12 protein-coding genes and 1 riboswitch are annotated in these 11,924 nt (G+C 56.1%); of the genes, 6 read left to right on the forward strand and 6 right to left on the reverse strand.

All coding sequences use genetic code 11. From position 1 onward, the window contains the following. Positions 1–79 precede the first annotated feature (79 nt). Positions 80–961, forward strand: a complete 882-nt coding sequence (locus tag PKO01S_RS24635; RefSeq protein ID WP_164779749.1) for a helix-turn-helix transcriptional regulator — start codon at positions 80–82, stop codon at positions 959–961. 56 nt (positions 962–1,017) lie between these two features. On the opposite strand, the gene PKO01S_RS24640 is transcribed toward PKO01S_RS24635, so the two are convergent. The 4 genes from PKO01S_RS24640 to PKO01S_RS24655 are packed head-to-tail and all read right to left on the reverse strand — an operon-like array spanning position 1,018 to position 3,731. Further along, positions 1,018–1,419: a DUF350 domain-containing protein gene (locus PKO01S_RS24640; protein ID WP_246070724.1), complete on the reverse strand. Its 402-nt coding sequence runs from the start codon at positions 1,417–1,419 to the stop codon at positions 1,018–1,020. After that, complete coding sequence (locus PKO01S_RS24645; RefSeq protein ID WP_127534103.1) at positions 1,403–2,809, reverse strand: glutathionylspermidine synthase family protein; 1,407 nt, start codon at positions 2,807–2,809, stop codon at positions 1,403–1,405. The genes PKO01S_RS24640 and PKO01S_RS24645 overlap by 17 nt, the downstream gene beginning before the upstream one ends. A gap of 6 nt (positions 2,810–2,815) precedes the next feature. Continuing rightward, the gene (locus PKO01S_RS24650) at positions 2,816–3,223 is read right to left on the reverse strand and encodes a hypothetical protein (protein ID WP_127534104.1); all 408 of its coding nucleotides are present in this window, start codon (positions 3,221–3,223) and stop codon (positions 2,816–2,818) included. Between the two features lie 4 nt (positions 3,224–3,227). Next, positions 3,228–3,731 carry a hypothetical protein gene (locus PKO01S_RS24655; RefSeq protein WP_127534105.1) on the reverse strand — a complete coding sequence of 168 codons (504 nt, stop codon included), beginning with the start codon at positions 3,729–3,731 and terminating at the stop codon, positions 3,228–3,230. A 151-nt stretch (positions 3,732–3,882) separates the two neighbouring features. Between PKO01S_RS24655 and PKO01S_RS24660 the strand changes: the two genes are divergently transcribed. Beyond that, the gene (locus tag PKO01S_RS24660; RefSeq protein WP_246070725.1) at positions 3,883–4,788 is read left to right on the forward strand and encodes a polysaccharide deacetylase family protein; all 906 of its coding nucleotides are present in this window, start codon (positions 3,883–3,885) and stop codon (positions 4,786–4,788) included. Between the two features lie 244 nt (positions 4,789–5,032). On the opposite strand, the gene PKO01S_RS24665 is transcribed toward PKO01S_RS24660, so the two are convergent. Beyond that, positions 5,033–5,692, reverse strand: coding sequence for a 3D domain-containing protein (locus PKO01S_RS24665; RefSeq protein ID WP_246070726.1), 660 nt, complete (start codon positions 5,690–5,692; stop codon positions 5,033–5,035). Between the two features lie 6 nt (positions 5,693–5,698). After that, positions 5,699–5,866, reverse strand: a riboswitch (cyclic di-AMP (ydaO/yuaA leader). A 203-nt stretch (positions 5,867–6,069) separates the two neighbouring features. Here PKO01S_RS24665 and PKO01S_RS24670 point away from each other — a divergent pair. Genes PKO01S_RS24670 through PKO01S_RS24685 form a run of 4 tightly spaced genes read left to right on the forward strand, consistent with a single transcriptional unit; the run spans position 6,070 to position 11,560 of the window. Beyond that, on the forward strand, positions 6,070–7,104 hold the full coding sequence (locus PKO01S_RS24670) for a mannose-1-phosphate guanylyltransferase (RefSeq protein WP_127534106.1): 1,035 nt from the start codon (positions 6,070–6,072) through the stop codon (positions 7,102–7,104). 7 nt (positions 7,105–7,111) lie between these two features. After that, positions 7,112–8,065, forward strand: a complete 954-nt coding sequence (locus PKO01S_RS24675; RefSeq protein WP_127534107.1) for a GDP-mannose 4,6-dehydratase — start codon at positions 7,112–7,114, stop codon at positions 8,063–8,065. A gap of 40 nt (positions 8,066–8,105) precedes the next feature. After that, a complete protein-coding gene (locus tag PKO01S_RS24680; RefSeq protein ID WP_127534108.1) occupies positions 8,106–10,262 on the forward strand; it encodes a glycosyltransferase in 2,157 nt (718 codons plus the stop codon). After that, a complete protein-coding gene (locus PKO01S_RS24685; protein WP_127534109.1) occupies positions 10,214–11,560 on the forward strand; it encodes a glycosyltransferase family protein in 1,347 nt (448 codons plus the stop codon). Before PKO01S_RS24680 ends, PKO01S_RS24685 begins: the two co-directional genes overlap by 49 nt. Before the next feature lie 11 nt (positions 11,561–11,571). Here the strand turns inward: PKO01S_RS24685 and PKO01S_RS29165 are convergent. Beyond that, positions 11,572–11,924, reverse strand: a 353-nt coding sequence (locus tag PKO01S_RS29165) for a hypothetical protein (RefSeq protein WP_218031503.1), incomplete at its 5' end; no start/stop codon positions are given.

Consider the following 11,924-nt stretch of genomic DNA (forward strand, 5'->3'; position numbering starts at 1 on the left):
TACAGGCGCATTGATCCTCTGCCGTGCCGTGCTACAATGGCAGTAATGACGCTGCAACCCGGAGGTGCTATAGCGAAGCATGCCTCGTATATTGGATCACCCCGTCCAATCCGCGCAGCCGTTCGCTGCGAATTTGGCCGAGCCGCTCGATTATTTCTACCGCAATACGAAGCATTACCCGATTGCCCAGTTCCATTCCCACTCGTTCTATGAACTGTATTATTTTCATGGCGGCCAATGCTCTTATATCATCGGCGATAAGCTGTGGTCGCTTGCGCCTGGCGATTTGATCCTGCTTAACGGCATGACGCTGCATTGCCCCAATCCTTCACCGGAGGTGCCTTATGTCCGGTCCATTATGCACTTCGACCCCGGCTACATTCATCGGCTGCTGCCAGACGATGCGGCGATGCTGTTAAGGCCTTTCGGCAATACGCGGCTGACGCTGGACGAGACCGAACAGGAAGAAGCGGAGCGGCTGCTAGCCAGCATGAACGAACTGACCGAGGGCCAAGAACCGTTCGCCCTGAAGCGGCTTGCGCTGCGGTTCGCCGAGCTTCTGTACGCTGTGGCCGGCTGGCGCGCCAAGCCGAAGCGCCAGCAGTTGCCCCCGGCCTCCGACCGTGAACGCCATGTCCAGCATGTCATCACCTACGTCGAAGAGAGGTTCGCCGAGCAATTGACGCTCGATCAGATTGCCGGAGCGCTCCATTTGACGAAGCCGTATTTGTCCAATCTGTTCAAGGAAGTGACCGGCACGACCATATTCAAATACATCTACAACCGCCGAATCAATCAAGCGAAAATGATGCTTCATCTCGATCCGTCCCTCCCCGTTGCGGAGGTCGCGCATAAAGTCGGCTTCGTCCATCCCGCCCACTTCAGCCGAATGTTCAAGGAGTCGATCGGCTGTACGGCGGACGCGTACCGGGCACAGATGAAAGAACGGCTAGTGAAATAAAAGAAGGGCATGAGATGGCTGCGGCCATCCCATGCCCTTCTTCCTATTCAAACCCATTACATCAGAATGGTGCCGATAACAAGCGATACACCGACAATGACCGAACGGAGCAATTGGGCGACCGCTTTGTTGCCTGCCTCAATTTCTTTGCATACATCGAGTTTAGGCGTGACAAGGTCAAACAACACATACACGAGACTAAGCACGACGATGCCGACGACCGACCAGCCGATCATCGCCCACCAATCGTGCGAACCGAGCGATACGAGCGCGACGATGATCGACAGGCCAAGCAGCTTGCTGCCCATATAGATGCCTGCCGCTTCGTTGCCGCCTCTAATCTCCTTCATATCGTCGAATTTAGTAAGTCTGCTGAACAACGATCCGCCCGTCAGCATAATGAGCAAAATAATAACAAGTCCAATAAGCACGTTCACAACATCAAACACGAACGTCATCCCCATTCACTCTCCCTATCGCTGGTTGTTCGATGGTTGCTGCCGGCACGAAGCAGGCGAGATCGCCGGTAATGCGGCCGCCGATCCGAGGCAGCAAACCTCCATAACGTCCTCCTACCGCGTACACACCGGTCAACAGCCAGCCTTCCATGTCCCCATCCGGCAACGGGACCAAGACGTGTTCCATCGGAACGTAACGCTGATAAATTTTCGGCTGTGACTCGTAATAATGCTTGGAGTCCTCTTCCTCATCCGTTGTGTCCTTAGACATCTTATTGCTGTCCGGCACTCTTTCCTCGGAATCAGCATGAAGCGGCTTGCCGTCCGGCCCGAACAACGCCGTCCCTTTCCCTTCTCTTCCCCACATGCTCTTAGCGGCGTAAGCTGTCCCGCTCTGGATGAACGGATCCGGCGTCCAATAAGTATCCGGCATATAGCGGCGGATGAAAGCTGCCTCGTCAGGCGCAAGCGGATATATACCGTCAGGAGATCCGCTCTCCATGGCGAGCGACCAGAGGAGTGCCATAAAGCCTTTGCTTTGCGTTATAGCGCTTTGCGCGGGGTTGATGAGCCCAAGCTTTCCGGACGCGGCAAGACGAAGCACCTCTTCGCCGATCGGGTACCCTTCATCGTCGCGGTCGTCTGCAAGAAATTCGAGCGGATACAACCGGTACCAGATGCCGACGCGTTCCCCTCGCCAATACAAACCGTCGTCTGCGATGACTTCAAGCTCCCCGAAGGGCGCAAATTCAGCTTCCAGTCCTGCTAGCCTTGCTTGTTCCATCACATAAGCCGTATTCGCTGCATCTTCAGCATGCTCTTGCCAATCGAGCGAGCTGAATATCAATTTGCCGTCCATGCCCATCGAACGATAATGGTTGACTAGGTCGATAAGCGCCTGCTGCAGACACTTATCCATCCCCTCAGAGGGATTGCTATACCCGGCCCCGTAATCCGATATAAGCGATCCGGTCAAATAGGCCGTTTCGGGCACGCCGGTCGGCGTATCAGTATTATTCTCGATCCATACCGGCCCCTCTGGTCCCAGCAGCCAATCTTGGCGGGACAACACATGATAAGGCACCTCTAATCGGGCAGCCGCTGCAACTGCCGGCGGAATGCCGAGACGATGCACGAGGAAAGCATCCGGCAAGGAACGCTGCACGAATCGGAGCACGTTCCTGTAGATCCGGTCCACCGTCTCCGATGCCTGCCGGAGAGTCTCGACTTCGTCCGGCGTATAGGGAACGAATGCCGGCAAGCAATAAGGACTGCCGTGCATGTGATGGTAGGGCACGATCCGCTCCCGTTCCCCGGCAAAAATAGGACCGCAGGCAGCATCGATCGGAGTCGCCATTCTGCCCGTCGGCTTTATCGTCTCGTTTGCCATAGCCTGCTATCCTCCTCCGCTGAAGAAGCCGCTGCTTTTGCCAATGCCGCTGCGCGATTTGTAGTATGACGATTGTTTGTCGACCGCTGAAGATTTGGAACGGTATCCCTTGCTGTAATACCAAGCCGATGCCGAATGGGCGCCTGTGCCGGAATCATCGTCGCAATCCATATCATAGCCGTACTTCTGCTGCTCATAGACGCATTCATCATAAGCCGATGCCGAGTTGCTTCCGCAGCCGGCAAGTGATACAGGCAACGCAAAAACAAGCACATAGGCAAGCCATTTATGCGAGTACGGCACTGCCGCCGCTTGTTCGGACGGCATGCCGGACGCCGCCATTTCCTTCGCATACCACGCCTCGACTTCCGCCCGGTCCGGCCGTGCAATCGAGTGTTGTTCCGTTCGTTCCATTCGTCTATTCCCTCCCTTCCTCTCGGATGAACAGCAGCACTTTGCTGCGCTCCATGTCCAGAACGGCACCAAGCACTTCGCACGGTATGCCGTTGATGGTACGGTAATGGTCCAGCAGAACGGCTGCTGTTTCTAACGGTCCAATGTCCGGCTCTGAACCGCACAATTGAAACTTGCCGCTGCGCAAATGCCAGTACTGCAGCTCCAGTCCGCTTCCCGTATCGTACCGGCTGTAACAAGCCTCTTCTATCCCTAAGCCAAATCCGCCGCAAGCTGCCGGATGCCAAGGCTTCAGGTAGATCGCAGAGCCTTCCGCAGCCGATTCGTTCGACGAATGCTCCCACAGCCTTCGGCCAAGCAGTGTGCCGTTCACCAGCTTGCAGACGAACATGAGCTCCGAAGAAACGTCCCAGACAGAATCCGTGCGGACTACAGCCTCGAGCCGTTCGTCCCATTCCGCATAGGTCAGCTTCTTGCTGCCCCGCAACCCGTCCTCATGATTGATCATGCGGATCTCCTCCTCTCGCAATCAACATTTACGTCATACGCGGAACTATTGAGATCGTTGCACAAGCGATACATATTTTATCCGAAAAAGGAAAAAATGAAGGAGCATCGTACGTTGTTCGGTCCTCTTTCGATCCGAAGGGAGAACGCTCATGAAGTTACACGCATTAACGCGTCTGCTGTTTGTCACTCTGTTGCTGAACATAACTATTCCGACATCATTCGTTTCATCTGAAGCCGCCGCCGTGCCGTCGAACCGAGTTCTCCCGTCCTCCAGCACAGCAAATCACAGCGATACGGCTGCAGCTGTACACGAAACAGCCGCTGCACAAGAAACAACGGCTGCACAAGAAACCGCAAATGCAAACGAAACAACGGCTGCACCTAGGCGGTCAGCCGCAATAAGCTGGGTAACGCTTGAGAGGAATTATCCCGGCGTATTCGTCACGCATGGTCCCCGCGGCAAACGAAAGGCAGCCTTAACGTTCGACGATGTGCCGGACCCGCGATATACGGGCAAAGTGCTCGACGTGCTCGCACGCTACCATGTGCAGGCGACGTTCTTCGTACTGGGCTCGCTGGCTGCAAGACATCCGGCTCTCGTCAAGCGGATGCAGCGCGAAGGGCACACCGTCGGCAATCATTCGTATAACCATGCGCTCTTCTCGCAGCTGTCGCAGGAGCAGTTCCGCCGCCAAATCGTCCGCACGGATGCTGTACTGACACCGCTCATCGGATACAGCCCCCGCTTCATTCGTCCCCCGTACGGAGAAGTGCGGCCGAAGCAACTGCAGTGGGCGAGGCGCAACGGTTACATCGTCGTTAACTGGGATGTCGATTCGGTCGACTGGCGAAGTCTTCGCAGTCGTACCGTCATCCTGAACATCCGAAAGACGATTCAGCCCGGCTCCATTATACTTCAGCATGCTGGCGGCGGACCAACCCAAGATTTGTCCGGCACGGTCGAGGCGCTCCCGCGGATCATTCGGCTGCTCCAGTCCAAAGGCTATGAACTCGTCACCGTTCCGGAGCTGCTTGGAGCTTCTCCTGAGCGGTAGGTGCGCACTTTAGGTGCCGTAACGCACCTATTGTTGCGCCAAGCCGACCAATCGCTCACTTTAGGTGCCGAAGCGCACCTATTGTTACGCCAAGCTGACCAGTCGCTCACTTTATGCACCAGGGCAGCAGCAGCGCGGATAGCCAAATATCTCAACATGAAACAGAGGGGATAACCACATTCCGGCCTTAACGGTCGACATATGGTCATCCCCTCTGTTTGTTCTTGCATTGTGGCATCGGCTGTTATTGCAGCACGTACACCTTCACGTACTGAATGCCGAATTTTTTCGCTTGCGCGGTCGTGCCGTTGACGAAGATATCGATGCGGTTGCCTTGAATCGCGCTGCCTGCATCCGCTGCCGTCGCAATCATGCCTCCGTCTGGAAGTCCTGCATAGTCGTACCCAACGATATACAGCTTGCTTCCGAGCTTAATCTTGTCCGGGTCGACCGCAACCGTTCCTACCTTCAGCGGGTTGCCGAAAAAATCGACCGCGCCCCACTGCCCGTTCTCCGAAGCAGCCGACGTATAGGCCGTTGCTGTCGCTTGAACGGTTTTTAATACATCGTACGCTTTGCCGCCCGCAATAATTTCGCCGCTGTCGATCGACTCCGCTTTCATAGATGCAGGTGCGGCCATCGTCTTCGCTTGCGCGGTATTCGTCGGAATGACGAGCCGCTGTCCAATTCCAATGTTATTCGGATCCACATTCGGATTCGCGGCGGCAATCTGATCGATGGTCAATCCATAATACTTGGCTACCGTCCAGAAAGTCGTCGACTTCGAAGCGATGTGAATCGATGCAGCGTCGGCGGATGCCGCCGACCAGGCGATCGAAATGCCCGCTATTGTAGCTGCAGCCGTTCGTGCCCATTGGTTCATGCGCTTGGTGAACAAAGTCATATTTAATTATCCTCCTATAATTACGCCTACGAGGTTAGTTGTCGGATTCGGATGAGGAGTCACCCTACGCATTGACGTTATGTCCAGCGATTCACCCCGAGGATGAATGTACAGCGCGCATGCTGCACATTTCCATAAATCTCCCCCGCACGTTAGTTTCGGCTCGCGTTAAACAATACCACACCCAACAGTGCACCGAAACAGGTAAATCATGGTTAACCCGCGCAAACGCACGCCCCGCAGGGACTTCCGCCTGCCCGTACAAATGCCGTTACGGGATCGTTTCACACCTGAATACAATGGCATAACATTTGCGTGAGAACTGCACGATTCCGCATGCCGGTACGTCTCGCGACTGGAGGTGGTTGTCTATTTCAATGAATGTTGTCATTATGGCTGGCGGCAAAGGCACCAGGTTCTGGCCCCGAAGCGTCGACCGCGTACCGAAGCAATTTCTGTCTTTTATTACAGATGAAACGCTGCTGCAGCAAACGGTTGCCCGCTTCCGGCAGCTTGTGCCCGAGAACCGGCTGTTCATTGCAGCGCCAAGCGTCTACATGCCGCTTGTATTGAGTCAGCTTCCGGGTCTACTTCCCGAACAAACCATTATCGAGCCGGAGCAAAAAGATACAGCCGCAGCGATAGCCCTTACGGCTCATACGATGCTTGCAAGAGACGACGATTCTCCAATCGTGTTCGTGCCAGCCGATCAATTCATTCAGGATGAAACCCGCTTTCTTGCCGCAATCGAGAATGCAGCGCATGCTGCTCAGACGTCTCGGACGATCGTCACGCTTGGCATTCGGCCGGGCCGACCTGATACGGGATTCGGCTATATGGAGCTCGAACCTGCCGATCCGCAAGATCCGCCTTCGATTGAGCCGTCATTCCACGTGCACCGCGTTGCCAAGTTTCTGGAGAAGCCCAATACCGAGACAGCGGTGCAATTGATCTCGAAGCCGAACGTCTTGTGGAACAGCGGCATCTTCGTTTGGAGGCCGTCGACGATCGCTTATCATATGGCGGCTTCAGCTCCAGAGCTGTGGCAGCCGCTTGAAGATTATCCAGATAATACGGCGGCGGCTTACGCCGCTATGCCGAAGCTGTCCATCGATTATGCCGTGATGGAGAAGGCTGAAACGATCTACTGCATCCCTGTCGATTGCGGATGGGACGACATCGGATCGTGGTCAGCATTCCGGCGCCATAGGACTGCTGACGGCTCCGGTAACGTGATGCAAGGCCCGGTCCGGCTGCTCAACAGCGAAGGCAATACGGTCTACACCGAAATCGAGACGCTGCTCATCGGCGTATCCGATCTGATTGTCGTTTCGACGCCGCACGGCTTGCTCGTCTGCCACCGTTCCGAAGAACCCCGCCTAAAATATTGGCTTAATCAAACCTCGAGGTGATGATGCGTTGAAAGCTTTAATTACCGGCATTAGCGGCTTTGTCGGCAGCCATATGGCAGAGTTTCTGCTGAAGGAAGGCGTTGAAGTCGTAGGTACGATCCGGCAGCGCAGCCGAATGAACCATATTGAGGGGATTCGCTCACAGATCCGCCTCATCGAGTGCGAGCTTCGCGATCCGCTCTCCGTCGAGCACTTAATGGATACAGAGCGTCCGGATTACGTATTCCATCTTGCGGCGCAAAGCTTTGTCCCGACCTCGTGGAATTCTCCGATCGATACGATCCATAACAACGTCGTCGGCCAGATTCATCTGTTCGAGTCGATCCGCCGGTTCAATCTGCCGACGAAAGTTCAAATCGCCTGCTCCAGCGAAGAATACGGCGAAGTGCATGCGGATGAGGTACCGATTACCGAGAACAATCCGATCCGTCCGCTCAGCCCTTATGCGGTCAGCAAAGTAGCGCAGGATTATTTGGGTTACCAATATTATCGAAGCTACGGCATTCCGGTCGTACGTACCCGGACGTTCAACCATACCGGCCCGCGCCGGGGAGAGAACTTCGTAACGTCCAACTTCGCCAAGCAGATCGCTGAGATCGAGCTGGGCCTTCGTCCTCCCGTTATCCATGTCGGCAACTTGCAGGCGAAACGTGATTTCACGGACGTCAGAGATGTCGTCAGAGCCTACTGGCTTGCGCTGGAGAAAGGAGCTCCGGGCGAATGCTATAACATCGCTTCCGGCAGCTGCGTGACGATCGAGGAGATGCTCAATCTGCTGCTGTCGATGTCGACCGTCCAAGTGAAGGTCGAGCAGGATCCAGCGCGCATGCGGCCTTCCGACGTCGAAATTTTGCTCGGCGATGCTTCGAAGTTCACGAGCCATACCGGTTGGAAGCCCGAAATTCCGTTCGAGAAGACAATGCGCGATTTGCTCGACTACTGGCGCGCTGAGCTGGCCTAATGCCCATTCAGACGGACCTCTAAGGGGGTAAGATACGATAATGGCAACTGCCACGGCAAAACAACCGAGCAAGCGGTCGAAGCGCCGCACGACCAAGTCTGCGGCCCGCTCGCTTCGACGGCGCACTGCTGCCCGGCGCGCGGGCAAACGTAAAGCGTCCGCTTCGCGCCGGCGCAGCGCTCTCTTACGGCGCCGCAAACGGTCGATGCGTCTAAGCAAAAGACAGCGCAAAGCCGTCGCGCCCGCCGCCGCTGCCCACATCCCAGTGTGGGAACGTTATGAGCGGGATCCGCATTATGGCACATTCGATCCCGGCACAGCAGACACGGAGCGTTCGGCTGCCGACAAAAGTCCGCTTGTCCGGCCCGTTACGATTATCATGCTAACGTGGAACGGACTCGACTATACGCGCAAATGCATCGAGCATTTGCAACCGACGCTTCAGCCGGGCATGACGGACGTGCTTGTCTTCGACAACGGCAGCACGGACGGTACGGTCGAATACTTGCGCTCCATACCCTGGGTGAAGCTCATTTCCCATCCGGTTAATATCGGATTCGTAGCCGGCAATAATGCCGCACTGCCATTTGCGCGTCCGGACAGCGATATCGTTCTGCTGAACAACGATATTTTAACGGAGCAAACCGATTGGTTGTCGAAAATGCAGGATACCGCATACCGTTCGCGCGATATCGGCATTGTCGGCTGCCGTCTGCATGGTCCCGAAGGACAGCTGCACCATGCTGGCTCGTATATTATGCCCGACAATCTAACCGGCCAGCAGATCGGCGGCGAAGAAGCCAACGTGCGCCAATACAACGCGATACGGGACGTGCAAGGCGTCGTCTTCGCCTGCGCGTACATTAAGCGGGAAGTGCTCATTCGAATCGGTTTCCTCGATCCCGATTATTTCTCCTATTTCGAAGATACGGACTACTGCTTGAAAGCGATCATGGCAGGCTATCGGGTCGTGTGCGACGGCCGGGTGACGCTGCACCATTATCACAACACTTCTACTCGTGTTAACGGCGTCGATTTCTGGGATATGTACAACCGTTCCCGCGAAGTGTTTCGCACCAAATGGCAAGGTGCGCTGGAAGCCCGTTACGAGCGTGGAGTGAATTGGCATTCCGTCGCTCATCTGCCGATCTTCGGCTATGCGGAATCGTCCAAAAACTTGATGATGGCACTCGACCGGCATCATATGAAAGTATCGTATAAGTATGTATATGGACCCGGAACGCCGATGCCGTTCGAGGAGCCTGAGACCGGTCCCGACATGCGCGTCAACCTGTTCAAGAAGCGGCCATATGCAGAAGATGGCGTTCAGATCGTATACGGACAAGGCGACGTTTTCCACAAAAATACGGGCCGCTACAAAATCGGCTACACGATGCTCGAAGTGAGCGGTCTGCCTCAAGATTGGGTACAGCAAAGCAATCAGATGAATGAAATTTGGGTGCCGACACAGTTCAATGCGCATTCGTTCCGAAGCAGCGGCGTTCACGTACCGATCCATGTCATGCCGCTAGGGTTCGATCCTGATTATTTTCACCCCGGCATACGCGGCAAGCGGTTCTCGGATAAGTTCACCTTTCTTAGCGTGTTCGAATGGGGAGAGCGTAAAGCGCCAGAGCTGCTGCTGGAGACGTTCGCGTCCGCTTTCCATCATCGGGATGACGTGCTGCTCGTCTGCAAAATCATTAACAACGATCCATCCATCGACGTCCCGGCCGAAATACGCAAGCTGAATCTTGGCTCTGCCGCGGACCGTATTCTCGTTCTTCATAATGATAAAATTCCGTCCTCATGGATGAGCAGCTTGTACCGGTCGGCCGATTGCTTCCTTCTGCCAACGCGTGGAGAAGGCTGGGGCATGCCGATTATGGAAGCGATGGCGTGCGGATTGCCGGTCATCGCGACCAACTGGAGCGGCCAGACTGAATTCATGAACGAGTCCAACGCCTACCCGCTGCGCGTCAAGCAGCTCATACCTGCCGAAGCCCGGTGCGTTTACTATACCGGGTTCAACTGGGCCGAACCGGACGCCGATCATTTGCGACATCTGATGCTGCACGTGACGGAGCACCGGGAGGAAGCGGCAGAGAAAGGACGAATCGCGGCGGCTGATATGCATGCGAGATTCACATGGGATCATGCGGCGGCGCGGATGAAGCAACGGCTGATGGCGCTATGAGCGCGCGGCGCAGCCGGTCCAGCCGACGCCAATCCCGCCGTGGCGGGGCGCAGAACAGAAGCGCGCGGCGCAAGCCGGCGCGCTTAAAGCGCCGCTCCGCAGGACGAAGCGGCCGGCGGAGAAATGCCGGAGGCGGCGGATCTACGGCGCCGACCGTCGTTACTGTCCCTCCTCCGTCGCCGGTCTATGAGGGGCTGCCTGGCGTACAACTGGTCGGATTCAGCCGCTCCGATTCCGGCATCGGCGAAGCTTGCCGTCTGCAAGCCTCGTCGCTGCTGGCAGCTGGCGTTCCGACATCGATTATTTCTTGCGATGCTTTGTCGCTGAACCGCCCGTCTGACGAGTCCTGCGTCCCTCTCGAGCACAATGAACCGTTCCATAAGTGTACCGTGCTGCAATTTAATCCCGACATGCTTCCGCATGTGCTGGGCAAGTACGGCCATCGCCCAGTCGAGCGTAAGTTCACGGTCGGCTATTGGCATTGGGAGCTGATGGACATACCGGAAGAATGGACGGCCAGCATGCACTATTTTCACGAAATATGGACGCCTTCCCAATTCGTGCGGGACGCCGTCGCCGCCAGAAGCCCGGTTCCTGTCCTTACGATGCCGTACGGCTGCGCGCCGGACGATCGTTTCCGGCCTGGGCGGGCTTATTATGGACTGCCGGCCGACCGTTATTTGTTCATGATGATGTTCGATACACACAGCTTCATGGAGCGCAAGAACCCGCTCGGAGCGCTGGAAGCATTCCTGCTCGCATTCGGAGGCAGCGATCCGTCGGTCGGTCTCGTGCTGAAGGCCAACAATGCGAATCATGGCGGGGCCGCGCTCGCGCACTTAAGGCAGCGGATGGCGGGATGCAGCAACGTCTATTTCATTGAGGCAGGCATGACCAGACAAGAGACGGGCGGGCTCATCGGAGAATGCGACGCATACGTTTCACTACATCGGGCAGAAGGCTTCGGCCTTGGCATCGCTGAAGCCATGGTGCGTAACAAACCTGCTATTGCTACGAACTGGTCGGGCAGTACCGACTTCTTAAACAGCAGCAACGGCTGCCCGGTCGGATTCCGGCTGGTGCCGATCGCCGAGACGCTCGGCCCTTACCGCGCAGGAAGTCTGTGGGCAGAGCCTGATCTGGCGCAAGCCGCCTATTACATGCGTCTGCTCGCGTGCGACAGACAGACCGGTATCCGATTAGGCGCCGCTGCTGCGCAGACGATCAACACCCGCTACAACCCGGCCATTGCCGGCGCCGCAATGCGTCAGCGGCTGGCCCAGATCGGTCTGGTGTGAGCGGCGTCTGATCACGCTTGGCGATACTTCGAAGGGAAAGACAGGTGTTCGCGCTGCTCCGGAGGCAGATTCATGCTTACGATCGCTGTTGTCCTCGGATTGTCTGATCCACTAAAATCATTACAATGTAACAATCCGACGACAAAGGCGAACGCTGACGCTTCTACAGCATGATTCTGCCCCCTCCGCCGATCATCGCCGTCACACTTTATTATTGAAAAGGCGGCGCCCCATTCTCTGGGCGCCGCCTTTGCTTCGCTTTTTGTATTGTGTTCGCGCTGCTCCGGAGGCAGATTCATGCTTACGATCGCTGTTGTCCTCGGATTGTCTGATCCACTAAGATCATTACAATGTAACAATCCTA

Source organism: Paenibacillus kobensis NBRC 15729, from assembly GCF_004000825.1.
Taxonomy (GTDB): Bacteria; Bacillota; Bacilli; order Paenibacillales; family Paenibacillaceae; genus Paenibacillus_T; species Paenibacillus_T kobensis.

Excerpts from the sequence above, each read along its gene's own strand:
- PKO01S_RS24635 (WP_164779749.1), top strand. The coding sequence starts at position 80 with ATGCCTCGTATATTGGATCACCCCGTCCAATCCGCGCAGCCGTTCGCT.
- PKO01S_RS24640 (WP_246070724.1), bottom strand. The coding sequence starts at position 1,419 with ATGACGTTCGTGTTTGATGTTGTGAACGTGCTTATTGGACTTGTTATT.
- PKO01S_RS24645 (WP_127534103.1), bottom strand. The coding sequence starts at position 2,809 with ATGGCAAACGAGACGATAAAGCCGACGGGCAGAATGGCGACTCCGATC.
- PKO01S_RS24650 (WP_127534104.1), bottom strand. The coding sequence starts at position 3,223 with ATGGAACGAACGGAACAACACTCGATTGCACGGCCGGACCGGGCGGAA.
- PKO01S_RS24655 (WP_127534105.1), bottom strand. The coding sequence starts at position 3,731 with ATGATCAATCATGAGGACGGGTTGCGGGGCAGCAAGAAGCTGACCTAT.
- PKO01S_RS24660 (WP_246070725.1), top strand. The coding sequence starts at position 3,883 with ATGAAGTTACACGCATTAACGCGTCTGCTGTTTGTCACTCTGTTGCTG.
- PKO01S_RS24665 (WP_246070726.1), bottom strand. The coding sequence starts at position 5,692 with ATGACTTTGTTCACCAAGCGCATGAACCAATGGGCACGAACGGCTGCA.
- PKO01S_RS24670 (WP_127534106.1), top strand. The coding sequence starts at position 6,070 with ATGAATGTTGTCATTATGGCTGGCGGCAAAGGCACCAGGTTCTGGCCC.
- PKO01S_RS24680 (WP_127534108.1), top strand. The coding sequence starts at position 8,106 with ATGGCAACTGCCACGGCAAAACAACCGAGCAAGCGGTCGAAGCGCCGC.
- PKO01S_RS24685 (WP_127534109.1), top strand. The coding sequence starts at position 10,214 with ATGGGATCATGCGGCGGCGCGGATGAAGCAACGGCTGATGGCGCTATG.